Origin of the sequence: Cupriavidus necator N-1, assembly GCF_000219215.1 — a bacterium.
Classification (GTDB): domain Bacteria; phylum Pseudomonadota; class Gammaproteobacteria; order Burkholderiales; family Burkholderiaceae; genus Cupriavidus; species Cupriavidus necator.
On sequence record NC_015727.1, the window covers coordinates 1,272,655 to 1,298,484 of the forward strand.

Below are 25,830 nucleotides of genomic sequence, written 5' to 3' on the forward strand. Positions count from 1 at the left end.
CTAGTCGGCGACGAGCACGCGACCGGTGGCATGACGTGACTGGACATAGCCGGAATGCCGTACCGCATGGGCCCACAAGGCAGGAACAGGACGATAGCCCGGATCGTCCTTCACTTCACTATCCTTGAGCACGATTTCGACCGCCCGCGCGAAGGATTCCATCGGGAGCGCGAGCTGCCCCGGGAGATTCGCCTTGTGGTGTGCGATCTCGAACGCCTGCCAGAGCGCGCTGGCGTCGCTGACCAGTCTGTAGCCGGCGTCAAAGGCCTCGGGAACATAGAATCGCGTAAAGCTCCATTGGCTACCTTCGGGATATGCCGTCTGATCGTATCCATTCAAACACGTCGCTACGTCCTCCGCATTACGGATGCCGTAGAAGGCCAATTCCTCCACCATCAGGCGCGCGACGATCTGGGTCTTTCCCGCTACCTGCAAGGCGGTCTTCTGCGCGAGCAGTTCCTGCTGACCGACGAGAAAGGTAAACAGCTTGATCTGCTGCCGATCGAGAGAATCGTGGACGTCACGAAGCCACTCGTACTCGTTGTCGTTGTAGCGCTGTGTTAGGTGACTGCATCTGTCTGTCTGCTGCGCACTTGGGTTCAGGCTGCTAGTGTCCAACTGGGACGGCGTGTTGGCAGATCTGTCTTGTCCCGTGGATTAGCGATTGTTTTGGCCGGTGGTTCGTCGTCTACGGCGGCTACGCCGCCGTAGACGACGAACCACCGGCGACGCCGAAATGTCGGGGCGCACGAGTTGATAGCGACGATTGCTTCGCGGAACGCCCAGTTGACGCTCTACTGCCTGGAGAGAAAATGGTACGCAGAACGCTGAAGATCCTGCAGTTCAGTCCACACCGAGAATTCGGATCACCGGAAGGCGTCGTTATGTTGACGGATGGAGAGTCGACAGATTCCGATCTGATGCACTACTTCAATGTCGGCGCGATGGCTGCAATTGTCGACCAAGATGGCGTTCCCCTGCAATGGCCATGTGCCTTCCTTGCTGAAACTGCGTTGAAAAGCCGAAGTGCGACGGGTGATACCGTACGCACCTATGCCGAAGCCCTTGTGCCATGGCTAGAATTTCTGCGAGCCCGAAAGATCGAGCCCAGCCATGCAACCGAAGAACATCTGAGTCTCTATAGGAATCATCTCGTCAACGATCGACATGGCAAGACGCTATTGCAGTACGCATCGTCAACGGCGAATCATCGCGTCGTTGTGGCTGCCCAGTTTCATCAGTGGGGACAACGCCGCAGCGTCATGGAATCACCGCTTGGTAATTTCCTTCATGAACGCTCCGGTGGACGGGTCTCGCAATCCTTAACGCGGCCAGTCGCAGTGAGGGTCGCGGGTCCGCGTAGTCCTATCGCACCGCGCGTGATCAAGAGACTACCCAAGGTTTTAAGCCTTGAGGAGATTAGTCGGCTGTTCACCATTGTACCGGGCCGGTATCGGCTTCTCTTCCAGTGGTGTATTACGACGGGGACACGGAGGTTTGAGGCTTGTTCGCTCAGGATTGAGGATCTGCCGACCGCCAGTGGAGTGGCGGCAATGGACGGTGGGCTGATTCCTATCGATGTGCTTCGAAAGGGATCGAGGGTGTCGACGATACAGGCACCAGCGAAGTTGGTCGAGGCCACGCTCTGGCATGTTCTGGTGAGCCGCCCGAAGCCCGCTGCGGCGGAATACGACGGTCTCGTCTTTCTCAACCAGCACGGCAGACCTGTAAGTCGTGCTTCGCTCACCCGGGCATTTCGTCGCTGCGCCGACGAAATTGGCAGCAGCGCGACATTTCATCACATGCGCCATACCTTTGCGGTCCGGGTGCTTGAAGCGCTGGAAAATTACCAGGGCAAGGGAAAGCCGATGAATTCGATCAAGGCCCTGCAGGTAATGATGGGGCATTCGAACATCGCTACGACGGAGCTTTATCTGCGGGCTATGGAGGCAAGCAGCGATGCTGTATTTAATGCTCTGGACTTCCTGTATGGAGCGTCGCTATGAGACCACAACTCGTCCACCGGGTATCAGGCCAGCAGCTACTCGTATCGGGCCCAGAGGGCCACCGACCGCGCTCGCTGTTCGACTTTGGGTCCCTAGGATTCGAGCCTTCGGTAGCCAAGGCCTTGATTCGAGGCTTCATAGCATTGCAGGGGCACAACATAATCGAAACCCAGCGACTGGTATGGAGGGACATTCGCTGCTTTGCCGCTGCGCTGGGGCGGAAAGTTTCATTGCGGCCGCTACCAGCTACCTGTATTAGGGACCTCAAGCGCTGGCTGGAGAAATCCCACTACTGCCCCAAGACCGCGCAAGGTTGCATGAACTCGGTCTGCCGTCTGCTCAGATGGTGCGCGCGAAACTCCAAAAATATCGTCGATTCGAAGGCTGCCCTCCTACCTTCGCAGTTCCTGCGGACGAACGTAAGACCCAGAGAAACCAAGGGTGAGGCGGAGATCAAGGCTATTCTGAGGTGCTGTTACACGGACATTGAGCGGGCGGAAGCTCGTTTGGCTCGTACGGATTTGCTGCGCGCCGGAAGCACCGACGGCCCAGAAGCTGAGCAGCTTCGACAGGTCATCCAGGAGTTGTTGGATATTGGAAATGGCGAAATCCCTTCTCGCGCAAGAATTTTGAGCGTACCACTCGGGTCGAGCGTGCTGGCACGGATTGATGCGCTCGGGGGACTGACGTACTTCAACTGTTGCCTCTATCCCACCGTTGGCGACATATTCCCTTTTTACCTAGCGATCCTGATTCAGACGAGCGCTAACCCGCAGGCGCTGCGCTTGCTCAAACGAACGTGCATCGAACCTCATGCGGTACGCGCGGATCTCGAGTGCATCGTTTGGGAGAAGCCGCGTGCAGGGAGTGAGCAGCGCGTCGACTTTCCAATGGGCCGTACGTGGAGCGCACCGAATCTGATCAGGCGCGTATGCGCTATGAACCAGAGGCTTATTTCAACCGTCAGACCAGGCGAAGAGGTACTGGTATTTCTGGCTCGGGGTAATAAGGGAAAAACAGGTGTGCCGAGTTGGCAGACCATCCATCGCTGCCTGGTTGCGTTTCGAGAGAGGCACGGCCTCGCCTACTTCCAGTTGCGTGACTTGCGCCGTGCCGGCGCGCAATTGCACCATGTGGCAGGTCGTTCCATTCGTGCGGCGAAGATGCGTCTCAATCATGCAAGCGAGATCACCACACAGGGATATACGCCAGCGAGCGATTTACGGGAGGTACACGAGCAGACGATTCTGAAGTTCCAGGGCGCTCTTGTCCGGGAAAGTCGCCGCAGGGATCGAGCGCATGAGGCTCAGCCTTTTGGGCGCCGAGATTTGGAAAGCGATCCGATGGAGACGGTCTTCGGATTCGGATGCAAAGATCCTTTTGCCGGATTGGCGCCGGGAAGTGAGCCTGGCCGGATGTGCCTTCAGTTCTTTCGGTGTGCAACGTGTCCGGGAGCCTTGATTCCGGTTGACGATATCGGCGTGGTAGCGAGGCTGCTGTCTGCATCAGAAGCATTGATGCAGGCGCGACAACGGTCGCTTCGGGAGGGCTGGACGATGAGGTTCGAAGTGGTGTATGGCCCCGTGCAAGCGATCATCGACCGGGAAATTCTGCCCATACTGGGTGAGGCGGTAGTTGAACGCGCGCGTCAATTGGTCGATACGAACCGTCTGCCGTGGATTGAATAGCCCATGACAGCACCGTTGATACATCGGAAAACGCGGTACGAATGGCACTTGCGCACCTCAGCGTTGTATGAGGAAGAACTCGCGGTTATCGATTGGCGCAAGATGCTGCCGGAAGGTGGCACACCAGGCCAGAGATTGAAGCTACTGAAAAGTCTGAAGGAACTGCTCGAAGCAATGATCGAGTATCCGGTGACCAAAGGGAGATCCGGTCTGGCCCACTCGACAGTCTTACTATGGTGCAATCAGCTTCGCTATCTCGTAGCCTGGATGGCATCCGAGGGACTTTGGAGCTTCTCTCAGCTCGGCACGCAACACCTCTTGATGTTTCTGAAAACCAGGCGTCAACGACATGGTCCCGGCCGCGCCTCAGCAACGACTGTGCACGGCTACGTGCGGCTGTATTTCAGAATGTGGGAGCTTAGGACGGGATACAGTAATTCGCTGCGCGTAAACCCAGGATTGATCGAGCCGGATGTTCAGTTGCTGAGATGCGCGGACGACCGTCCATTCAAGGCGATTCCCGAAGAGGTCGCGCTACCGCTAATCAAAGATGCAATCGAATGGCTGACCCGTTTCGGCCCACTGCTGACACAAGTGGTGGCGGAACTGTGGCAGGTCCGAATCACCAATGTTACGCTTCCCCAGAAGGCTCGTCAGCCGAGGATTCAGGCTCTCTACAAAGAGGCGCAATGGGAATCGCTTCTCAGCGATCTCGAAAGTGCGTTGCAAATGAAGACTGCTCGGCCCAACAACATCCTGTGTCGAGCCATGACAGTTACCCTCGGAGCAGCCGTGATCGTGCTGCTGTTCATGGTAGGGATGCGCGTGCGAGAGTTGGTCAGACTTGATGTGGACTGCCTCCAGGTGGAGAGGAAGCAGGCAGGCGTGCCCGTCGCATACCTGAGTGGGATAGCTGCCAAAGCCGGTGGACGGCAGCGACGATGGGTTGCCGGCGATCCAATTCCCGAAGTGATCGAGTGGCTGCGAGCTACGTTCGCGCCATGCCGCACGGCTAGTGGCAGTCAGGCTCTGTTCTTGGCACGTTCATCAACCGCGCTGATACCCCCTCCGGGCACTTCAGCACACCGGATGGGTGTGACAGCTCCTATCAGGCTAATGCAAGCGTTCGCTGATTCGCCATTTCGGGCGGACAGGCCCGCCACGTCACGGCTGCACCCCCACGCTGCACGCAAGACATTTGCCAAGTTCGTCGTAAAACGGGACAAGCGAGCGCTGGAGGCCTTGTCCGTCCACTATGGTCATGCCTACCGCGAATTCACGGATGGTGTCTACGTCGGGGCAGATTTCCAGCTCAGCCAATTACTGGAGCAGGAAGACCGTGATGATCTCGCTCGCACGCTGACCAGCCTGATGCAAAGCAGTCGAATGGGTGGCAAGGCTGCAGAGCGCATCAACGAGTTCAGGCGTCAATACCAGAAGGACCCGTCATTTGCCGGAAAGGCCGTTCCTCAGACGCTGGTGGACAACCTTGTCAGGCGAGGTATCAAGATCGCACCGTGTGACTGGGGTTACTGCGTGTATTCCGAAAGTCATTCGGCTTGTCGTGGAGATGCAATCGGACCCAATGAAGTCCTCAGGGCTCCGGATGTCTGCTCAACCTGCGCGAACTTCGTCGTGACGACGGAGCATCAAGCGTGGTGGAACGATCGGGTCATCCGCGAAGAGATGTTTCTCACGCAACGTGGTCTTCCTGAGCAGACGAAAATCCTCGTTAAGAAGCGTCTGGACCAATCGAAGGCGCTCCTTGCAGGCCTCGTCTCGCGCAAGACGGCAAAAGTGGCGCCCCAATCATGAACAAGAAGATGCATTTGTCGGTTCGGGAGCGTGTCGAAGCAGCCCTAAAAGTCGCGCGATCTGAAAATCCAAGCTCTCGAATTTCGGTGAGTGAACTGAGCCGGCTCGCTGGAGTGAGCCGCGCGAACCTCTACACATCTCATCGGGATATAGTGGCGAGCCTGCAATCTAGCCCAAAGAAGGGGCATCCGCGCCAACCCAGCGCCGACCCGTCACAAAAGCTGAAGCAGCTTCGGATAGAACTGCGGGACCAGGTGCGCAAAAATCGAGCGCTGGTCTATCTTGTGATAGAGCTTCGTGCGGAACTGCAGCGCACGCGTAACCAACTTGCCGAAGAGAAGCAATCAAAGGGCGCGCGCGAGAAACGACGATAAGTTCATGAACGCGGCGGGCGATCGTCGACGCGCTCAAAGCGATGTTTGCGGCGACGTAGAATGGGACCGTACATACAAACAAGATCCGCACCTAAGCTGTGCCTCGTCACAGAAGAGCAGCACCGTGCCGCTTCCCGCTCGAGCCGCCGCCTCGCGAATCCGGAGGGCCAGACGCATCCGCTTGGCCGGATTGGAACCTGCGTTCGGGTCCGGGTCTCCAACAGCCTCGAGCAAGTTCGCAAAGAACGGGCCTTCGGCATGCCGCGGCTTGTGTTCGCATTGCGCGTGGTAGCTCGTCATCTTCGGATGATTGCGCGCCAGCAGTAATCGCACGTACTCGATGGCGCGTGTCTTGCCGATGCGGGACGGGCCATAGGTCAGTGCTCCCATGACCCGGTAGCGTAGACATCGAGCAACCAGTTCATAGAAGGCTTCGATCGCAGGCGTGGCGATACGATAGTTGCCGGTCACCAGCGGGTGAAGTGACGGATCGATCGGACGCAGCATCTGAGGTGTCATGGCATACCTCGCAATGTGAACGACGGTGTTAGAAGACTTGGCCAGTCCCGATCGTGAGTTTGCGCGGCTGCGCCGGCGTGTGAGGCGCGATCGGGACACCGTCCGCCGCTACCGCGGCCGGTGCAGACACCACAGAGGAGGCGGCGCTCCGCGTGGACATGGCCTCGGCTGGCGTACGCGTTATCGGTGCACTGGCAAGCAGCCGCACGGTCCGCGCGTATTCCGTCGCGGCTTTCCGACTGGTCTTTGCCTGCGCGAGCTTGGCCTGCACATAAGCCTCGATCGGGTTCGAGTCGCCCGGTTGGCTTCGACGCCGATCCCGCAGCTTTCTCACCTCCTGGCGCAGCTTCAGGTTGTGCGGCACCACACCCCAGGCGCCTTGTGCATCCAGGACGCCAAGTTCCGTGCCATCCGTGAGAAAGGCTCGCACGCATCGCAGATCGTCAGCATTCAGGTAGACGAGTAGCTGCTTGCCGACCAGCCGCGCGCTTCTTGCCAGCACACCGCTCGTGTAGCGCACGCCATACAGGTTAATGTGCGGACGTACGCCTTGCTCAAGATAGGCACGCACACGACAACGGCGGGCCGACTGCATCAAGCACAGGGTGCGACGATGATGCTCAGCAAGCCGCGTCAGCACCGTCTGTTGAGTATTGAGCAAGTATTCCATTGCTTCGAGCGGGGTCACGCTGTTCAAGCCGGTATGCGGTGTACCGTTGTACGTCGTGATCGCATACTCAACCAGCTCCTCCAGTTCGTCGAGCGACACATAGAGCCGAAGATTGCCCTTCGGATCGGCGAGCGCGCGGCGCAAATCGCGTGGGTGCGAACCCGTGTAGCCGGGTAGGCGCGAAGACAGTCGCTGCGCCAGCGTGCCGAAGAAGCGTTCGATGTACGGGCGCTCATCCGGACAGTACCTGGGACCGGCATCGACTAGACAACCGATGAATTCACACAGTGCCCTCAGCGTTTCGTTAGCCAGGTTCGCCTTGGCGTTGTCGAGCTTCATCCATTCCCACGTGACATACGAGAGCTCTGGCGAGCTCTGTATAGGCGACCTCCGGCCATGACCCCAGGTCGAGAGCTTGCAACTCCGGTTTGCGGCGGTTCATGAGTTCGTGTCGACTACAGCGAACGACGTGTGCAAGGACAGTGGCTGAGTACGCAGGTCGGGCGCCGCGACGCGACCGCCATGCACCAGGCCAAACAGTGCAGCCCTGAACAACACCGGATCCACGTTCGAACATTTGCGCTCGAGGGTCTCTAGCTGCTGTGGATTTTCCAGGAGGCGCTCGACTGATCGGGACAGTGACCATGGGATGAGACCTCGATTGGCCACGATGCATGGCAGCATGCGCTGCCAGTTGCCAATCCAAACGCGCGCGGCCGCGAGGTCGCCCGACGACATGCTGCGGATTGAGAATGCTGCCTCGTCCAGTTCCTGCTTACCCGGCGCTGCCCTCTCGTCCATACCGGCGTCTGCGAGAAGAACCAGTTCTTGTCGGTCGACGTATTGAACCCAGAAATCGGCAAGCCGAGCGTTTTCACCAAGGTGTACGTAGCCAGGGCGCTCACAAAAGGCGATCACGCTGGCGTCCGCCTCGAACAGCAACCACAGGTCAAGCAAGGCGCGCCGATAGAACGTCAACCGTCGTCCCAGCTTCGGGCTGAAGGCTTCTAACCGGTGTGCGCCAGGCGGTCGGGCAAGCGCGACCGGCTCCGTGAACTGCGGAGAATTTTCCATCAGATCAAGACCTTAGGGACAGGTCTCGAAGTCTAGGATTTGAGGTGGCAAATTTCAGGCGTACTGTGTGCGAAATGGCACTTTTGCATTCGATCCAAGTGAAAGCAAAAGTGCCACCGCAATTGCCTACAGGCCGCAGCTATCAAAGGCGAGCCGGTGGCACAATTGCTTCGCTCTACGTCCGTCGCCACAATCTGCGTGGCGTGCAGTCGTTAATGCGCACCGTCCGGCATGACTTTGGGTGGAGGGCTGGTCATGGCGTTGCCGCTGCTGTTCGCGCTGTTCACCAAGCATCTCATCTGCGACTACCTGTGGCAGCCGGGCTGGATGCTGGCCGGCAAGGGCGATTTCCGGAGCCCAGGTGGTTATGCCCACGCGGGCTTGCATGGCCTGTGTACCGCGGTGCTGCTCGTCGGCTTCGGTATGGCCTACTGGCTCTGGCTGGGGATCTTCGACGCTGTCGTTCACTACCTGATCGATCGCTGGAAGGTGCGCCTCGGCCGACGCGCGAAGTTGTCACCGAATCAGCCGCAGTTCTGGTGGGCATTTGGCCTGGACCAGTACGCGCACGGGCTGACCTACCTTGCCATCGTCTGGCTGGTTGGGAGGCTGGACTGAAAGCGCTGAGATCCACGGCCAGCGACGCGCAGGGGACCCAGTGCTGGTGGCTGGAAATCGTCGGTCGCAGGCGACAAGCCCCGGCCCCTGGTGCCCGTGACCGACGCGCTGATTGCCGAGCTCGCCCGCTACTGACGCGCGCATAGGATGCCGCCGACGCCCGGCCAGCGAAGATGACCACGCGGCTCACTGTCGACGAGCACGTCGATCACCAACATTCTGTACTAGATTTGGATTGGCGCTGCCGGGGAGCGCCAGTGGGACTGACACCGTTCCTGTAGCGGTGGGTTTCTGATCAGTGTTCGCTTTTCGGACAATGGGAGGTGAGAACATGGTAGCCCCAGTCGCCGTAACAAAATTTGAAGTGAAATCCCATGCGTCGCCAGATGAGGTCCGCACCCCTGCGAAAACCCGGGTCGAGGTCGTTCAACTTGAAGGCTTCACGATCGGTCGATTCAACTTCGAACCCGGATGGCGGTGGTCGGAGTGCATCAAACCGGTGGTCAAGACCGACCATTGTCAGGCCTCCCATGTGGGCTATGCCGTATCCGGACGGCTCACTGTTCGCATGAAGGACGGCACTGAAAAGACTACAAGGGCTTCCCCGTTGGCGCAAGCGCGCTCGGCTTGCACCTATCGCGCGGGCCGCCCACATCGAGTCGAACTGACCCTTCGGGGCGGCGTTGACCGTGCTGTCATTCCTTTGCTTCCTGTCCTGAAAACTGGTACGCAGAAAAATGGCCCTACCAATGCAGGGCCAAACGGTCAGATGTCGCAGAGCGGGACTTGAACAGGGGCCAATCAAGACGGGGCAAAGCAGTAAGCACAGATCTTGTTACCGTCCGGATCCCGTACATATGCAGCGTAAGACGTGGGGGTAAACTGGCGCGGGCCGGGCTGTCCCTCGTCCCTGGCACCGTGCTTTGATTGCTGCCTCATGGAAGGCGTGCACAGCAGCGCGGTTGGGGGCCGCAAAGCCGATAGTGCCGCCGTTGGCGTAGGTGGACGGCAGTCCATTGCCTGGCCTCGTAACCATGAATTCCGGGCTCTCCGTGCCCCAAAGTGACGCGGTTTCCAGGTTCACGACCCGCTTGACTCCCAGCGTCTTCAAAACCGCGTCATAGAATACGCGGGCGCGCTCCAGGTCGTTGGTGCCAACAACCACATGGGAAATGATCGACATGCTACGGTCTCCTGTCAAAATGTCAGTGAACTGCTTAGTGCCTTGGCGGATGAACCGGCCTTGGGGTGTCGTGCCGCACCTGGAGCCCGCCCGTCAGTAACGGGCGCATCGCCCCAGCTAGAATGCTTGCGTGAAAGTGGATGTGGTCCTCAATAAACGTCGTGATAAAGAAGTAGCCGTGGTCATAGCCTTCGTGGCGGCGCAGAATCAATGGCTGCAAGACGCTCTCGCACGCCTGCTGAAAAATCTCGGGCTTGAGCTGCTCCTGCAGAAACTTGTCAGCTAGCCCCTGATCCACGAGGATGCCCTCCGGATACGGCGGGCGCGATTGGCGCCGCATGAGCGCGGAAGCATCGTAGGCGCCCCATGTGTTCCGTTCCGGGCCAAGATAGCCAGTGAACGCCTTTTCCCCCCACGGCGACTGAACCGGTGCACAAATCGGTGCGAAGGCTGACACTGACCGGAAGCGCCGGGGATGCCGCTGCGCCAGCACCAGCGCGCCATGGCCGCCCATCGAGTGACCAAAGATGCCGACTCGATTCGCATCCGCTGGTAAGACTGTGGTCAGGATGCCGAACAACTCCCTGACGACATACGACTCCATGCGCCAATGAACGGACCATGGATCTTCCGTTGCATCGACATAGAAACCGGCACCCACGCCAAAATCCCACGACGTAGATTCGGCCTGGATGCCGGCGTCACGCGGGCTAGTATCTGGCGCTACCAGGATCAGCCCCCGGGCGGCGGCAAGCCGTTGGGCGCCGGCCTTCGTCATGAATGTGTCCTCATTGCATGTCAGCCCTGCGAGATAGATCAGCGCCGGGAAACGGCGGATTGGTTCACCCTCACCAGCCCACTGACGCAGCACCTGCGCCGGCAGGAAGACCGAGAACCGCATGGGCAGTCCGATGGTCTCCGACTGATGCCGGTAGACCCGCTGGCTGCCACCATGGCAGCAATGTTCCGAAATCAGCTCAAGCATGATCACCTCAGAACATGACGACGGAGCGGATGGACTCGCCGCTCTTCATCAGATCGAAGCCCTCGTTGATTCTTTCTAGGGGCAGCGTGTGCGTAATCAGGTCGTCGATATTGATCTTGCCTTCCATGTACCAGTCGACGATTTTTGGCACATCGGTACGGCCCCGCGCGCCGCCAAACGCCGAGCCCTTCCACTCCCGGCCTGTCACCAGCTGGAACGGCCGCGTGCTGATCTCCTGCCCCGCAGATGCGACACCGATGACAAACGACTGGCCCCAGCCCTTGTGCGTGCACTCTAGCGCCTGGCGCATCGTCGTCACGTTGCCAATGCATTCGAACGAATAGTCGGCGCCGCCGTCCGTAATCTGTACGATGTGGTCGACAACGTTTTCTACTTCCTTGGGGTTGATGAAATGAGTCATCCCGAACTTATTGGCGAGTTCGACGCGCGCAGGGTTGATGTCGATGCCGATGATCTTGTCCGCACCGACCATTTTGGCGCCCTGGATGACGTTTAGCCCGATCCCGCCGAGCCCGAACACGACGACATTCGCGCCCGCCACCACCTTCGCCGAGTAGACCACTGCGCCGACGCCCGTCGTCACACCGCAGCCGATATAGCAAACCTTATCGAACGGCGCGTCCTCGCGGATCTTAGCGACCGCAATCTCTGGCACAACGATGTAGTTTGAGAATGTGGACGTCCCCATGTAGTGAAAGATCGGCTGGCCGTCGAGAGAAAAGCGCGATGTCGAATCCGGCATTAGGCCCTTGCCTTGCGTCGCACGGATCTTCTGGCACAGGTTTGTCTTGCGCGACAGGCAAAACTTGCACTCTCGGCATTCTGGCGTGTAGAGCGGAATCACGTGATCGCCCTTCTTCACCGTGCCGACGCCTCGACCGACATCGATCACCACGCCTGCACCCTCGTGCCCCAGGATCGAGGGAAATATCCCCTCGGGATCCGAGCCCGACAGCGTGTAATAGTCGGTATGGCAAATGCCCGTTGCTTTCAGCTCGATCAACACTTCACCAACGCTCGGACCCTCGAGTTCGACTTCCTCGATTGTCAACGGAGCGCCGGCCCTCCATGCAACTGCAGCTTTGGTTTTCATATTGACTGTCCCTGTTGGTGTCCAGCGGTTGCCCTCTTACTCCTCCAGCTTTCTCTGGCGTTCAGCGCTGATAAGCATCTCGAGCTTGCGGCGCACCTTGACAGCTGCGACGTCGTTAGACATTAGAACCGGATTAAGATCGAAGAAGTTTGCGTCCCCCATTTCTCGCTGTACCGCGGAAATGATGGGTCCGTCCTCGTTCTCGAACGCCCCGTGCATGGCCTGAATCTTCATCTTGTTGTAGTCGCCGTCCTCCACGATATGATTACGCCGAGTCGCGAAGAAGTAATGCGTGCTGCCTTGAGTCTCGGGCGTCGTGGTGTGCAAATCGTACTGGCCGATGTAATCGTCAAACGACATTTCGCCCTGAACGGCTCCGACCGAAAGCTGAATGTTGGCGGGCGGTGCCCACGTAATGTCGAAATAGTGGCGCGCTTCCTCTTCTGGCTGAGGCAAGAAGTTTGCAAAGATCATCATCGCAGGACTCTGCGTCCATTCCCACCGGGCGTTCACGGTGCGCTGAACATCTGCCACTTTCGGAATGACCGGGGACAGCTTGCCACGAGTTGTGATGATTTCGCCGTGGACGTGGTCGATGTGGCTGAGGTCCATCACGTTATCGATGATCAGTTCATAGTTGACCGGCATGTGCATGTACGTGTAGCCGACAGCGTTCGCGTGACCAATGTCGAGTTCGCTGTAATCCGGGAGCAGCTTGAGATCGGGCGCCTCATCTCCCATCCAGATCCAGACGAAGCCGTACTTTTCGGCGAGCGGAAATGTTTTCACACTTGCCGCTTTAGGAATATGGCCGGTCCCGTGTGGATTGTGTGTGCACGTCCCCAAGCAATCGAAGCGAAGCGCGTGGTACGGGCATGAAACCTCGTCACCGTGCCGCTTGCCGAGATGCAGCGGCGCGAATCGATGGGGGCACCGGTCATGCATCGCGACAGGAGTGCCGTCGTCCTGTTTTCGATAAATCATCACGGACACGTCGAGGATCTTTCGATGAAAGAGCTCCTCAGGTCCCACTTCCGTCGAGAGCGCCGCGACGTACCAGGCATTCATCAGATAAGGCGATTGGGTTTTCATCTCGCTCACTCCATAGCTCAAGTTATAACGATTCGTTCCGGGGTTGACTGAGCACAGCTTTCCCGGCAATGAAACAATCAGAAATCGATCACTAGACGGGCTGTCTTCGACCGGGAACAGCAGGGGGTAAAGCGATCATTGGCGGCGTGTTCCTGAGTGGTCAGAAAGGTGTCGCGATGGTCTGGCTCGCCTTCGAGCACGCGCATCATGCAGGTGCCGCAGATCCCCTGTTCGCACGAGACTGGGATGTCGATGCCGTGCGCTGCAAGGGCCTGCGCTACGCTCTGGGAAGGTGGCACGACGACGGCTTGCCCGGTCCGAGCGAACTCGACCGTAAACGGACGATCGCCCGATGTATCTGCCGAAGGTGCGACGAAATACTCGCGGTGCACGTTTGCCGTCTGCCATCCGGCAGCGAGTGCGACGCCGATGACGTGATCCATGAATCCGGTCGGTCCACATACGTAGATGTGCGTATCGTCAGTTGGACTGGCGAGCGTGTTTCTTGCTGAGAACCGTTCCTGCTGAGTGTAGTCGTCGTGGTAGATCGTGACGCTATCCGCGAATTCGGACGAAGTGATCCGCTCGAGAAACGCGGTGCGAGCCACCGATCGCGTGCAATAGTGCAATTCGAAGGATCGGCCGCCGCAGGCCAGATGATGCGCCATGCTGAGAATTGGCGTGATACCGATTCCGCCTGCGATGAGGATCGAGTGCCCGGCGTCCGACAGTGGAAAGAGATTGCGCGGCGGGCTGATTTGTAGGACCGAGCCTCGATGCAGGTCGACGTGGGCGCTACGTGAGCCGCCTCGGCCTAGCGGTTCGAGCAGTACCGCAATTTCGTAGCGGCCGTTGTCGTCCGGCGCATTGCAGAGCGAATACTGCCGCACCGCGCCGTTGGGTAGGGTGACGTCGATATGCGACCCTGCGGTGAATGAGGGCAGCAGTTCCCCCGAGGTCGGGCGGAGTTCGAAACGTACTATTCCGTCGGCGACCGTCTCCTTCTCCCTGACCAACACTTTTAGCGTGGTTGCTACGTGAATGTCTTGCGTGTTCATGCGATGTCTCCCGTCTTACTACCTGTCCTGGCTACTTCCACATTCGCGTGACGTTGGCACCGAATCGGCGTTGCCGCGCCCTGAATCCCAGCTATACACGACGACATGACGTCAGCTCGCGAAAGCCGATTTTCCGATCGCCTTGAGACAAGCGCTAACCAAATCCGCACAGGTCATGCACATCTCCTACCACTAGAAGCGCTTTCGATAAGCAATAACCGCGTTGAGTTGGGAATGCTCCGTCCTGATCGGAACGGAGCTATTCGTTCCGCCTGGGTTCGTGAGTGTCTTCTGCAAGGCAAGCGACAGCGCGAAATCGAGAATGTCATCCTTGCCGATTGCATATGAGGCGCCTGTGCTCAAATGGGTTGTTGGCGTCGCCGGAATGACCGCAAGAAGACTGTCGCCAGGTATTGCTTCCTGGGCGTAACGCACCCCGCCTCTGAACGTCCATTTCGAATTGATACGATAGCTGGCTCCGACACCAAAAACATTGGTGTCTCTATAATTTTGAGGTAGAGAGATGTTCAAATTGGCGCCATTTCCGGAGCTTGTGAATCCAATATTGATATTTTTCATCGTGCTTGCCCAAAAAATTCGCTGATAATCGGCGGCGACCGTTAGGTTGTCCGTGATGTCGTGGCTAATGCCGAGAGAGAATTGCGCTGGCATTTGAAAATTTCGGACCACGATGGTTCCGCTCACCGGGATGTTGCCGGCCGTTGCGCTCACCGCATTCAGAGTAGCATTACCTCTGAGATCACCAACGGCCGTTTTGGAGCTATATGCCACTCCAATTCTCGTGCTTGGCGCAAGCTGATAAGTCATCCCCAATTTTCCGGCTACGCCCCAGGCATCAGCTCCGCCACCAACTAGGCCGTCACGTGAAAACCTGATGTGGCCGCCCGAAAGCCCCGGAATTCCAAGCAGCGCGGGCACCAGGGTGCCAGAAACACGATTTGCCGCAGCCAATCCGCCGATCTGCGATGCGTCCAACAGCATTCCGACGTTCAACGCGGTCCACACCACGTCGAGCGATCCGCCCACTGTCAGTTTATCCGTCACGTTGTACGCGGCAGAGAACGGGATCCTCAACACGAGCAGCCGGGAAAAGTTGTCCAGCCCTGTATCCACACTGTTCGTGGTTGTCCGGGAGAGGAAGCTGCTCGATCCGTATTGTGTTCCCACCCCACCTTCCGCAAATACCCCGACGCCAAAAGCATAGGGATTGCGGCGATAGACGAAAGCCAGCTCCGGTGCAAAGTATGGACCATTGTTGCTTCCATGCTTCCCGGAATGCACAGATTCCCCGGTCGCGGTGTTCGTAACCTTGATGTCGGTGTTCACCACGTCGAGTCCAATAGAGATATGCTTTCCTTCTGGCATCAATCCAAGCGTCGCGGGATTCAACATCATCGCAGCAGAGCCGATGTCATAGGCTACGCCGATGCCTCCCATGCCGCGGGAGATCGGCCCATAACCTTCCATGTTGAATACCTCCGTTGCATTGGCATGGGGGCACAGCACGGCCGCACAGATAGCGGACGCCACACGAGCGTAACGACACTTCACAACTTGTCTCCTGATCTATTTCTTATCTGCCCTCTTCCCATCAATGAGAGCGCTCGGAAGTTATTCCTCGAGCATGCTCGTTAATACATTGGCGGGGCTCGGAGGGAGATATCGATACTTGATGCCGATGATGAGGTCGTCATAAGAATCGATCAAAATGGACCTGCGCGAATGGAACCTGATGCTTTTGCATGAGCAAGGTCTGGATGGCATCTACCATGGGCGCCGGCCCTGCGAAATAGAATTCATAACGGTTCAACGGCCTCGCAATCGCACGCTCGACCTCTTCGTGCACGAAGCCGGTCGCACCCCTCCAAGGAGACGATACCTGAGGGGTCGAAAGCACAATAGTTGTATCGAGCCGTTCGTGCGCGATTTCGTCGAGTTCTGCCGAGGCGCCAAGATCGGCCTGTGTGCGGGCTCCATAAAAGAAGCTGACTCGCCTTGAACCTGGCTGCGCGAGGGCTCCACGTGCGACAGAAAGCATCGGTGCGAAGCCGGATCCGCCGGCGATACAGATGATGTCGCGCTCATTTTCATCACGCAGAAAGGCGTGGCCGTACGGGCCATCGAGCGTTATCCTCTCGCCGACGCGGATGTCGAACAACGCGTTGCTGCTCGCTCCCCCGGGGACTCGGCGAATAATGAACTGCCAGAGGCCATCGCCATTGGAAAGATTCGACATCGAATAGGCGCGCGCGCCTTGCGCCATAGGCGGGTACAACAACGCATACTGGCCCGGCCGGAATTGCGCCGCGTCCGGGACGTGGAGCGTAAATTCGCTCATGTCCGGTGTCAGCGCGCGCCTATTTAGCAGTACTGCGGACCATCGGTTGGGATCTACGATCGGCCGGTAAGAGTCGGCACAGCGCACGCGAATAGTGCAGTTGCTGGTTGGTCGCGACTGGCAGGCGAGCCGCTTGCCACGTCGGCGGTCGCGCTCGGCCAGCCCGGGTGCTTCCAGCCATAGCGTCTCCATAGTGCCGGAGACGAGCTCGAAGCGGCACGCTCCGCAGCCGCCAACGCTACATTCGTGCGGGAATCCGACGCCGGCACGCAACGCGCCCCGCAGTAAGGTGTCCTCATTGGCGGCGACGCTGAATGCCTCGCCGCCTTCAATCGTTACTTGGTGTTCCATCGCCGTTTCCCGTGGGCACGGCCGAGTCGCCTCGGCCCCTTCATTACAATCCGATCGTGAGCCTGAAGTCTCGTGTAGCGGCAATCGCGCTTGCCTGGGCTTCAGGTGCGTCAGGCAGCGCGGCGCAATACGCCGCCACAGCCTCGTCGGCTAATGGTTCCCACTTGTTTAACCACGTCGCGAAGGCGGAGCCGTTCGACTCTTGCTGCAGCGCCATTCCGACCAACTTGGCGGCCCATCGTCGGTGCCGCTGAGCGTCGGCAAGTTGTGAGTCGGTCAATAGCCCCAACAGCATGTCGCCGTTATGCCGGGCGGCTTGTCCGAGACCGCGCAGCACGGTCTCCTCCATGGCCGGTCGAACAACAAGGTTGAGCGCGAAAAAACTTTCGGCCCAGTCCCACGCGACCAGCGCCTGTTCGACAACTCTGCGCCAACCCTGCCACGCAGGATCCTGCTCCCAATAGTGACGTTCGTCGCGACCGAACCCGAGGTCGGTGAACGTGCGCGAGAGCTCACGCGTTCTATAGGCGGTATGCGTTAGCCAGCGCAGTGAATCGGCAGTCTGATAAGCGGCGCAGTTGGAAATGGTCGAAGCTGGGGCCATCTGCGCCAAATATGCCGACCCCATTTGCAGTGCGTGAAACAGGAAGCGTGCCGGCGTATAAAGGCGCACCAAGGTACCGGCCCACGTGCGCTCGAGCATCGCATCGTGGCCGCGCGCCGAGAACTGGTCCAACAACCCAGAAACGTAGGTTTCCTGACCGTCCTGGAGCAGATTGTAGGTACGGTAAACCATTTCGTCTGGATCGCGGAACGCATTCCAGTCGGGATGGCTTAGCGCTGACGAATTTCGATAGCGCTTGAACCATTGCGCCATCCCAAAGTTCGGATCTAGCTCGAATGGTGCTTCGGGGTTGTTAGTGGTGTAGTGAAGATTTGTCGTAACGATTTCATACTCGCTGGGCTTGCGCCGCCGAGCGGCCAAGTGGCTCCAGGTCTTCAGGGGTTTCAGAAACTCGGGTTGGGACATCTTCGCCTCCGTTTAAAGCGTCTTCTCGTAATAGAATCGAACCTGGTCGTCCGAGATTTCGATCCGGCCCGCAAACGAACTGAGGTTGACTTCCAGCTCAGACATCTTGAATGGGCGACCGAGCGCTTCCTCCAAGGTGGAGCGGCGCAGGATCAATTCGCCGTCGGTATCGATGCGGACATACGCTACTTTGTCGTCAATGCGAATATCCTTGCCTGGGTTGTCCTCCCGCGCGGCCTCGATCACGCCGGCTGTAATATCGCTTCCGCGCAGCACAGGGCCGACCCGGTTGTTGCGGTAGGCGTCTGCCGTCTTGTTGATGCTCATGGTGTAGTTCTATCCAATTAGGAATGGGCAAAAAGCGGTTGGACGCCATCGACGGCAACCAGAACGTCGTCTCCGTCCAGCTTCACCGCATACTCGGCGAGACGGCAGTCTCCTGGGTTGATTCCTCGCCCGGTGCGCGCGTCGAACGTCCACTGATGAGCGCGACACATCAGTACACGACCGTCGAACTTTCCTTCCACGAGTGGGATGTCCTGGTGCGGGCAGATGCCCTGGAATGCGCGCGGTTCCTCGCCCTCTGGCCAGACCAAGACGATCACGTGATTGTCGATCTCCACCTCGATCATCTCGCCCTCCCAGAACTCATCGAGGGTGCAAACTTTCTGGAAATTCATAGCCGAGCTCAATTTTCGCTGAAGATGAATTCGAGCGCTTCCATCGGTTTGATGTCCGTCTCGCTCAGTTTCACGTCGCGCGGATAGAACTGGTCGCTGCCCTGGCGCCGTACCCTGACCACCTTGCCCGGCCGAGGTGCAACGCGCCGGCCGACCGAATGATGAGCGGCTGCAGCGGCCACCTCATCCATGGTGTTTTCGGTATCGACAGCGACCAGCTGAAGTAGGAAATCGTATTGAAAATTGGAAATTACTGGAAAGACTGCCATGTCATCCTCCGTTCGATTGCGGCCTTAGGCGGCCTTCTTCTGATATCGCATGTCGCGGTAGGTTTCGACCCACGCGTACTTGTGCGCATCGTCACCCATTTCACCCGGCCCGAGATTCATATACTTGAGTGCACCCGACAGATCAGGCGGCTGAATATGGCCGGCGAGGAACCGGTCCACCAAGGAAAGGTGGCCACGGTAGCGAACTGGGTCTTGCTGGAACACCCAACGGTCGATCTCAGAGTTGAAGTGGTACGTGCGGCCGTTGTAGTCGAGCGGATAATCCTTGACGTTCCATCCGCTTCCTGGGACCGCGCAGATTGGCAGCTGGCTCATGTTGCAGATAATGGGCAGCGTCTCCGGAACGGTCAGTTCTGGCTTGCCTGCCAGCAGGTTTTCGATGATGACGTCCCAGGCCGCACCGAACGTGTCGTTCCAGCCGGGATATTTTTCCTCTAGCCAGTCGCGGCATTCATGTGTCATACCAGCGGCTGGGTTCCACCAGACCGTCGGGCGCCAGAACCAGACGCCGAGGTGGTATGCGTGATGCTGGTAGTCAAGCTCGTTGATCATCTGATCCCAGTACCACGGGATGTCGAGACCCAGATCAATCAGCATGCGTTCAAACTGGCCGACGATCCATTCCTGCATGAACTCCTTGAACGACTGCTTCCGGTGCTCCAGCGGGGTGTAATAGTCCATCGCAGTACCGGTGAGCAGGCTAAATAGCCTCCAGGCTCGCGCAATCGCGACGTCAATGAGCCTCTGGGCCTCTTCTTTTCTGCCATTCGCAATGAGCACCTGTAGCGCGGGTCCGCCGATCTGTGCATGACGCGACTCATCAGTCTGGATACTGGAGATCAAGCTCGAGAATGTGAAATCGCCCGCTTCGGCTGCATCCGCTGCGAGTCCGAGGAACTGCATGTTGGTGAAACCCGTCTCGAATGCGAACGTCAGCATCACTGAGATCTCGATCGCGCTGCGCGACATCATCAGGTCGTCGAAGGCGCTGCGTGCAGCGATCGCGCCCCATTCGTTCGTGTGATAGGCTTTGTGGGCCCAATCGAACTGGCGATCCTTGGAGCAGTAATCGTGAGGAAAATGCAGTTGCAGCTGTCCGTGCCGGTTCTCATCGAGCATGCCGAACGTAGCCATGTTTCGCATGCCAGGTGCTCGGCCGAATCGGACCATGCGAGCCTCTGCACTCATCCCCGCGTACTCTGCAAGCGCAATGGCGCCGTAATGTGCTTTCAGGATCGACAACCAGCCCGGGTCCGCGTCCTCAAACATGCGGCTGCGCTCCAGGGCAGCCTTGACAGAGTAGGCTCCTGCATCCTTCTCCCGCTGGATCCGCACATACTCGGGATAGGAGGTCTTGTATGGCTCGTCGTAGGACTCCCAGCTCGTCATTGGGATGCCTTGGGCACCAGTCATAATTTCGGGAAACAATTCGGACTCCGCAACGTAGCTTGGAGTCCAGTTCGTGGCGCGTGCAATGTCGTACCAGTCCGCGCGTTCCAATAACGCCATGGTGATGTCTCCTATTTGGTATCGGCTAGTTGTCTGTCCGCTCAGGTGGACCAGACAGTGTCCGTAGATTAGTGGGCAGCGTGCAGACGGGCTATTACACATTGGTTTAGACGGCGGCCGACGAAGTCGCGCCGAATGGTTGACTATTTCCTGTCAGGCAGGCTGCAGCGATATCAAGCAGAGCTCCGCCGTAGCCGGCCTTACCGCGGACGTCCGCCGGCTAGACCATGAGGCACAGTCGAACTTTGCAAGCGGCTTTGAGGTGAGGATTGAAACCTTGACAGGCCTCGTCGCTGAGCGCCGACAGCGACAGTGACGATGCGCGCCACGAGACAATCGCGTTTACAGCGAGATGGTAGGCGCGCTCATCGTGTCCAGGGCGGTAGCCGGTGCCAATCCCCTGCTCGGCGAGGAGATACTCAGCGCGAGTCGTCAGATGCGAATCAGAAATTTCACGCAGAATTCGGGACAGAGCAAGCGTTGAATCGTTTCATTCATGTACTGACCGGAGTACGGCCCCCAAAAGGCGACATCCCTACGCCCAGGTAAAGGATCTCTTCCCCAAGGCTGCTATAGCCCTGCATCTTGAAAGCCTTTCCAGCCACCCCTGGCCGGCCATGACGGAGCGCGCATCCGGCTTTTCATTCGCCTGATTGCAGAACTGGTCCGCACCATTCATCCACTTAAGGGGGCGTCCATCCCATTAACACCCCATGTGTCGGACTTTTCGGACTTGAGCAATGCGGTGATGGCGGTCGCGGTGGCCGGCGCAAACTGGGACACGCATGCGCGCGTCAAAGCAAGCGTGTACGAGAACGTCATAGCGCGGTTCTCGAAGGTGCGGTTAAGCATGAAATGCGCCGCAGGCAACTGGGCCGGTCTGTGCAAAGCGCTCGCCGACACGGGCTTTTCTGATTCTCGATAACCTGAGGGCGCATCACAGCAAGCCGGTCAAAGCTTGGCTGGCCCATCACAACGAGCAGATCGAAATGTTTTACCTGCCCAGTTACAGTCCCGAACTCAATCCCGACGAAATGGCCAACGCCGCGATCAAGCAGGCGGGCACCTCACGGGCATCGGCTCGTAAAAAACTGCAACTCGTCAAGGCCGCGTCCAGCCACCTGCGCAGTGTCAAGAAACAGCCCGAACGCATTCGACGTTATTCTCAGCATCATTCGGTCGAGTACGGGGCGTGATTCAAGTTCATGAATGCCGGATCAATAGTATCGGCTATTTGACTGGCGGCTCAGATGCACCAAACAGTGTCCGTAGATTAGTGCGCGGGGCGTCGGTGGGCTATTACACATTGGTTTAGAAGGAACCCTTCGGCGAAGTCAAGCCGAATGCGGCCCAGCCTGAAGATGGCGCGCTTATCCGGAAGCATCGATCGTGAGATGCAACGCACTAAGAGCTTCACGAGGACGGGATTAGGTAGGACTCCGAATTCACCAGAAGGAATAGAATGGTGTACAACACTTCCGAAATCTCCGGGAACCTGCAAAGACTTCAGCGATCGGTGAACGCTGGCCGTTTCCTACGCATGATCCCGCAACGACACCGGAACAGAACCATGCAAACCATCAATCCCCAACTGTTCTCGCACGGGCAGACGCTTCGCGTGGGCGGCGTCACATTGCGCGCGACCGATGGTTTGCGGACGCACCGTGAAAAGCTTGCACGCATCGTACTTGACCAGATGTACCAATTCGTCGGGCTCTTGGACGCTGACGGCTTGACTTTGGAGATCAACGAGGCTGCGCTTGCGGGTGCCGGTATCCGGCTGGACGATATCCAAGGCAAGCCGTTCTGGGAGGCACGGTGGTGGTGTGTCTCAAAGCAGACTCAGGAATGTGCACAGGACGCTATCGAACGCGCCTGTCGGGGCGAGTTCGTGCGCTTTGACGTGGAAGTCTATGGGCGGACAGGTGGCGAGGAGACAATCATCGTTGACTTCTCGCTGCTCCCCGTTAAGGACCGGCGTAACGAGGTCATGTTTCTGCTTGCCGAAGCCCGCAACATCACCGAGAAAAAGCGGTCCGAGGCGGAAATCGTGCGCAAGAATGAGGAGTTACAGCAGCTACTCGACAAGATCCGGCAGATCGACGCGCTGAAGAGCGACTTTTTCGCCAAAGTCAGCCATGAACTTCGCACACCGCTAGCGCTCATCCTTGGGCCGGCGGAATCCTTGATTGCGGGCAGCGACAATCTGAACGAGCAGCAGAGGCGCGACTTGACTGTGATTCGTCGCAACGCCACCACGCTGCTCAAGCACGTCAACGACCTGCTCGACCTCGCCAAACTCGACGCCGGCAAGATATCGCTCGATTATGCGCGTATCGACGTGGCGCACACCGTCCGTGCCGTCGCTGCACACTTCGACACGCTGGCGCCGCAGCGGTCGTATTCCTACGTGGTTGCGTTACCAGAGGCCTGCGAAGCAGAAGTCGATCCGCAGAAATTTGAGCGTATTGTGCTGAATCTGCTCTCCAACGCTTTCAAATTCACGCCGCCGGGTGGCCGTATCAGATGCGGGCTCGAGCCGAGCGGGAACAGTCGTTTTCTTGTCACCGTGCAGGATAGCGGGCCAGGGGTCGCGCCAGAGATGCGAACTGTCCTCTTCGAACCATTCTGCCAGGGGCGCGCGGGCATGGCCGGTGAGTTTGGGGGCACTGGACTGGGCTTGGCCATCGTCAAGGAGTTTGTCGACCTGCACGGCGGCACGGTGTCCATGTCTGAAGCCCCGGGGGGCGGCGCACTCTTCCAAGTTGAATTGCCATTGTTAGCACCGAAGGGGACTTACGTTAGGCAGGACGTTGCCCTGCCACAGCGTGTTGTGCCCGCCGTAAATGTTGATGTGAATGAGGCCCTGCTGGCCACTGAACTGCCCTACGCAGACAGCCGACAAGCGCTCGACCGACCGCGCGTGCTCGTGGTCGAAGACAATGTCGAAATGGGGCGCTTCCTTTCCCAGATACTTGCCGACGAATATCGCGTCGAGCACGCGATGGACGGCTCGAAAGCATTGGCAGCCGCCATTGCGGAGCCGCCTGATCTCGTCGTCACTGATCTCATGATGCCCGAGCTCTCCGGCGACGAACTCGTTGCGGAGATGCGTAAGCAAGCATCGCTCGCACAAGTGCCCGTGCTAGTGCTTTCGGCCAGGGCCGACGACGCACTTCGACTGGAACTTCTAGCAAGTTCGGTGCAAGACTATGTCATCAAGCCGTTTTCGGTTCACGAGCTACGAGTGAGGGTCCGCAATCTCATCCGGATGAAATCTGCGCGCGACGTACTGCAGAAAGAACTCGCGAGCCAGAACGATGACCTTGGGCAATTAGCCCGGCAGCTCATTGCGAGCCGTCAAGAATTGCAGCGGAGCCTTGCCGCAGAGCGGGCGTCGGAGCAACGCTGGCGGGTGGTCTTCGAGAATTCGGCCGTGGGCATAGCATTGACCGATACCGATGGACAGTTCATGGCGGCCAATCCGGCGTTTCGCCGGATGCTCGGATACACCGAAAAGGAACTTACGCGGCTGTCGATCGAGTCGATCACGCCGGCAGAGGATCGAGCCATAGCTCGATTGCACATTGCCAACCTCGTGGGAGGCAAGCGGCGCGAGTATCGACTGGAGAAGCGATATTCACGCAAGGATGGCAGTGCTGTCTGGGTGGACACTAGCGTGTCGTTGATTCCTGGAGACGGAAGTAGGCAATCTATGCTGGTCGGCATTGTCGAAGATATTACCGAACGCAAACGGGCGGAGCATGCGCTTGCGCAGACCGAAGCGGAACTAGCCCGCGTCAGCCGCGTGACCACGATGGGTGAACTAGCGGCGTCCATCGCGCATGAAGTAAACCAGCCCTTGGCTGGAGTGGTGGCAAACGGCCACGCCTGCCTCCGCTGGCTAGCCGCTTCACCGCCGAACGAGCAAGAAGCGCATGAGGCGGTGCAGCGCATCATCCGCGACGCAAACCGGGCCGGAAACGTGATCGCCAGGATCCGGCAGTTCCTAAAACGGGAAGAACCACAACGAACGGCAATTCGCCCAAACGAGGTCGTTTCCGAAGTGATTAGCATGGTACAGGATTCGCTGCGCAGTAACCGCATCTCTCTGTGTGAAGCATTAGCCCCCAACCTCCCACCTGTAGCGGCTGATCGAGTTCAATTGCAACAGGTCATTCTGAACCTGGTCATGAACGCGATCGAGGCAATGAGTTTGGTCGAGGGGCGAGCCCGAGTTTTAATGGTGACCACTCAAAGGAATGACCAGAGCGCCGTGCATGTCGCGATACGTGACACAGGAGTGGGCCTCGATACTCGTCAACTTGAGCGGGTCTTTGACGCCTTCTACACGACTAAGCCGCAGGGCATGGGAATGGGGCTCGCGATCTGCCGCTCGATCGTCGAGACCCATGGCGGACAGCTTTGGGCGATGCCGAACGACGGTTTCGGCGCGAGCTTCCATTTCACTTTCCCCATTGCAGCATCGGATGGATCATGAACCCGATCGAGCCCCTCGTCTTTCTGGTCGATGACGACTTTTCTGTGCGGGAAGGACTGACCAGCCTCGTTCGTTCAGTCGGGCTGCGCGTCGAAGCCTTCGCATCGGCTCAGGAATTCCTGGATTTTGCACGCCCAGATGCCCCCACGTGCTTGGTGCTGGACGTCCGTATGCCCGGGCTGAGCGGGCTAGACTTACAGCGTATGCTGCTCGACGCGAAGGACAGGATTCCGGTGATATTTATTACCGGTCATGGGGATATCCCGATGACGGTGCGCGCTATGAAAGCCGGAGCGCTGGAATTTCTGCCGAAGCCATTTCGTGAAGAAGACCTGCTGAGCGCCATTCGTGAGGCGCTCGCGCACAACTTCATTACCCGGCAGCAACAGGCCGAGCGAGGTGAGCTTGAGCACAGATATGCGACGCTTACCGCGCGCGAGCGGGAAGTGATGCCGTTGATTGTTCGGGGGATGCTGAATAAGCAGGTAGCCGCCGATTTTGGCATCGCAGAGGTAACCATAAAGGTACACCGGCACAACATCATGCAGAAAATGAAGGCGCGATCGCTACCGGAACTGGTGCGGATGGTTGAAAAGCTTCAATCCGGCGTTTCCAGCGAAGGGAAAGACTCTGCGATCTGATCGCAGCATGTGGATGTCCCGGCGCGTGGTGAGGTCTCGGCCATGACGTGATGCGTTTCGATCCATGCCTCACAAAGGCGCATGGATCGACAGGGGATCACCGCTGCTCGTGGTCGTGGGCCAAATGTTGGATGTCCCACAGCGCGCAATTCGATGTCCATGTGTAGGGACATCGGAAACTGTCTTAGCAGCCCGGTGCAACTGCGTGGGCCCTCGTCGTCGAGGATGCTGACATTCGCATAGCGCCCGAGCGATGGGCGATAAATGCCGCAA

Annotated in this window: 22 protein-coding genes and 4 pseudogenes; 10 read left to right on the plus strand and 16 right to left on the minus strand. The window is 58.4% G+C overall.

All coding sequences use genetic code 11. The features are described 5' to 3' along the window. Positions 1 to 558, minus strand: a pseudogene (locus CNE_RS35735) (hypothetical protein); the annotation flags it as partial. A 254-nt stretch (positions 559 to 812) separates the two neighbouring features. Here CNE_RS35735 and CNE_RS40295 point away from each other — a divergent pair. The 4 genes from CNE_RS40295 (at position 813) to CNE_RS40300 (ending at position 5,883) form a co-directional block, all read left to right on the plus strand. Further along, complete coding sequence (locus CNE_RS40295; protein WP_148271780.1) at positions 813 to 2,006, plus strand: tyrosine-type recombinase/integrase; 1,194 nt, start codon at positions 813 to 815, stop codon at positions 2,004 to 2,006. Positions 2,007 to 2,323: 317 nt separating this feature from the next. Next, positions 2,324 to 3,694, plus strand: a complete 1,371-nt coding sequence (locus tag CNE_RS35745; protein WP_238553170.1) for a site-specific integrase — start codon at positions 2,324 to 2,326, stop codon at positions 3,692 to 3,694. A 3-nt stretch (positions 3,695 to 3,697) separates the two neighbouring features. Then, positions 3,698 to 5,509, plus strand: a complete 1,812-nt coding sequence (locus tag CNE_RS35750; protein ID WP_013959652.1) for a tyrosine-type recombinase/integrase — start codon at positions 3,698 to 3,700, stop codon at positions 5,507 to 5,509. Beyond that, entirely contained in the window at positions 5,506 to 5,883 is a 378-nt protein-coding gene (locus CNE_RS40300) for a hypothetical protein (RefSeq protein ID WP_148271781.1), read from the plus strand. Before CNE_RS35750 ends, CNE_RS40300 begins: the two co-directional genes overlap by 4 nt. Before the next feature lie 96 nt (positions 5,884 to 5,979). Here CNE_RS40300 and CNE_RS40305 read toward each other — a convergent pair. The 3 genes and pseudogenes from CNE_RS40305 to CNE_RS35760 all read right to left on the minus strand — a co-directional run. Beyond that, positions 5,980 to 6,402 (minus strand): annotated as a pseudogene (locus tag CNE_RS40305) (ATP-binding protein); the annotation flags it as partial. 28 nt (positions 6,403 to 6,430) lie between these two features. Continuing rightward, positions 6,431 to 7,456, minus strand: a pseudogene (locus CNE_RS35755) (integrase); the annotation flags it as partial. A gap of 54 nt (positions 7,457 to 7,510) precedes the next feature. Further along, the gene (locus CNE_RS35760) at positions 7,511 to 8,146 is read right to left on the minus strand and encodes a hypothetical protein (RefSeq protein WP_013959656.1); all 636 of its coding nucleotides are present in this window, start codon (positions 8,144 to 8,146) and stop codon (positions 7,511 to 7,513) included. Between the two features lie 255 nt (positions 8,147 to 8,401). On the opposite strand from CNE_RS35760, the gene CNE_RS35765 reads away from it, so the two are divergent. Together CNE_RS35765 and CNE_RS40310 are read left to right on the plus strand one after the other, a co-directional pair. Next, complete coding sequence (locus CNE_RS35765; protein ID WP_013959657.1) at positions 8,402 to 8,764, plus strand: DUF3307 domain-containing protein; 363 nt, start codon at positions 8,402 to 8,404, stop codon at positions 8,762 to 8,764. Positions 8,765 to 9,095: 331 nt separating this feature from the next. Then, complete coding sequence (locus CNE_RS40310; protein ID WP_238553171.1) at positions 9,096 to 9,554, plus strand: cupin domain-containing protein; 459 nt, start codon at positions 9,096 to 9,098, stop codon at positions 9,552 to 9,554. A 45-nt stretch (positions 9,555 to 9,599) separates the two neighbouring features. On the opposite strand, the gene CNE_RS35770 is transcribed toward CNE_RS40310, so the two are convergent. The 12 genes from CNE_RS35770 to CNE_RS35825 form a co-directional block, all read right to left on the minus strand. Beyond that, the gene (locus CNE_RS35770; protein WP_013959658.1) at positions 9,600 to 9,947 is read right to left on the minus strand and encodes a VOC family protein; all 348 of its coding nucleotides are present in this window, start codon (positions 9,945 to 9,947) and stop codon (positions 9,600 to 9,602) included. A 34-nt stretch (positions 9,948 to 9,981) separates the two neighbouring features. Then, complete coding sequence (gene fghA / locus CNE_RS35775) at positions 9,982 to 10,932, minus strand: S-formylglutathione hydrolase (RefSeq protein ID WP_013959659.1); 951 nt, start codon at positions 10,930 to 10,932, stop codon at positions 9,982 to 9,984. A 7-nt stretch (positions 10,933 to 10,939) separates the two neighbouring features. Next, entirely contained in the window at positions 10,940 to 12,046 is a 1,107-nt protein-coding gene (locus tag CNE_RS35780; RefSeq protein WP_013959660.1) for an S-(hydroxymethyl)glutathione dehydrogenase/class III alcohol dehydrogenase, read from the minus strand. 36 nt (positions 12,047 to 12,082) lie between these two features. Beyond that, positions 12,083 to 13,138 (minus strand): aromatic ring-hydroxylating dioxygenase subunit alpha, encoded by a 1,056-nt coding sequence (locus CNE_RS35785; RefSeq protein WP_013959661.1) that lies wholly within the window; start codon positions 13,136 to 13,138, stop codon positions 12,083 to 12,085. Between the two features lie 77 nt (positions 13,139 to 13,215). After that, on the minus strand, positions 13,216 to 14,196 hold the full coding sequence (locus CNE_RS35790) for a PDR/VanB family oxidoreductase (RefSeq protein ID WP_013959662.1): 981 nt from the start codon (positions 14,194 to 14,196) through the stop codon (positions 13,216 to 13,218). A gap of 192 nt (positions 14,197 to 14,388) precedes the next feature. Beyond that, positions 14,389 to 15,768 (minus strand): OmpP1/FadL family transporter, encoded by a 1,380-nt coding sequence (locus tag CNE_RS35795; protein WP_013959663.1) that lies wholly within the window; start codon positions 15,766 to 15,768, stop codon positions 14,389 to 14,391. 139 nt (positions 15,769 to 15,907) lie between these two features. Next, positions 15,908 to 16,906, minus strand: coding sequence for a 2Fe-2S iron-sulfur cluster-binding protein (locus tag CNE_RS35800; RefSeq protein ID WP_013959664.1), 999 nt, complete (start codon positions 16,904 to 16,906; stop codon positions 15,908 to 15,910). A gap of 43 nt (positions 16,907 to 16,949) precedes the next feature. Further along, a complete protein-coding gene (locus tag CNE_RS35805; protein WP_013959665.1) occupies positions 16,950 to 17,936 on the minus strand; it encodes an aromatic/alkene monooxygenase hydroxylase subunit beta in 987 nt (328 codons plus the stop codon). Positions 17,937 to 17,948: 12 nt separating this feature from the next. Beyond that, positions 17,949 to 18,263: an MmoB/DmpM family protein gene (locus CNE_RS35810; RefSeq protein ID WP_013959666.1), complete on the minus strand. Its 315-nt coding sequence runs from the start codon at positions 18,261 to 18,263 to the stop codon at positions 17,949 to 17,951. Between the two features lie 17 nt (positions 18,264 to 18,280). Then, entirely contained in the window at positions 18,281 to 18,616 is a 336-nt protein-coding gene (locus CNE_RS35815; RefSeq protein ID WP_013959667.1) for a Rieske 2Fe-2S domain-containing protein, read from the minus strand. A gap of 8 nt (positions 18,617 to 18,624) precedes the next feature. Continuing rightward, positions 18,625 to 18,885: a toluene-4-monooxygenase system B family protein gene (locus CNE_RS35820; RefSeq protein WP_013959668.1), complete on the minus strand. Its 261-nt coding sequence runs from the start codon at positions 18,883 to 18,885 to the stop codon at positions 18,625 to 18,627. 24 nt (positions 18,886 to 18,909) lie between these two features. Next, complete coding sequence (locus tag CNE_RS35825) at positions 18,910 to 20,415, minus strand: aromatic/alkene/methane monooxygenase hydroxylase/oxygenase subunit alpha (protein ID WP_013959669.1); 1,506 nt, start codon at positions 20,413 to 20,415, stop codon at positions 18,910 to 18,912. A 733-nt stretch (positions 20,416 to 21,148) separates the two neighbouring features. On the opposite strand from CNE_RS35825, the gene CNE_RS43260 reads away from it, so the two are divergent. The 4 genes and pseudogenes from CNE_RS43260 (at position 21,149) to CNE_RS35840 (ending at position 25,557) form a co-directional block, all read left to right on the plus strand. Then, the gene (locus CNE_RS43260) at positions 21,149 to 21,340 is read left to right on the plus strand and encodes a hypothetical protein (protein ID WP_148271782.1); all 192 of its coding nucleotides are present in this window, start codon (positions 21,149 to 21,151) and stop codon (positions 21,338 to 21,340) included. Further along, positions 21,318 to 21,611, plus strand: a pseudogene (locus CNE_RS42580) (transposase); the annotation flags it as partial. The gene CNE_RS43260 and the pseudogene CNE_RS42580, both read left to right, overlap by 23 nt. A gap of 374 nt (positions 21,612 to 21,985) precedes the next feature. Next, positions 21,986 to 24,916 (plus strand): ATP-binding protein, encoded by a 2,931-nt coding sequence (locus CNE_RS35835; RefSeq protein WP_148271783.1) that lies wholly within the window; start codon positions 21,986 to 21,988, stop codon positions 24,914 to 24,916. Further along, positions 24,913 to 25,557, plus strand: coding sequence for a response regulator transcription factor (locus CNE_RS35840; protein ID WP_013959673.1), 645 nt, complete (start codon positions 24,913 to 24,915; stop codon positions 25,555 to 25,557). The genes CNE_RS35835 and CNE_RS35840 overlap by 4 nt, the downstream gene beginning before the upstream one ends. Positions 25,558 to 25,830 lie beyond the last annotated feature (273 nt).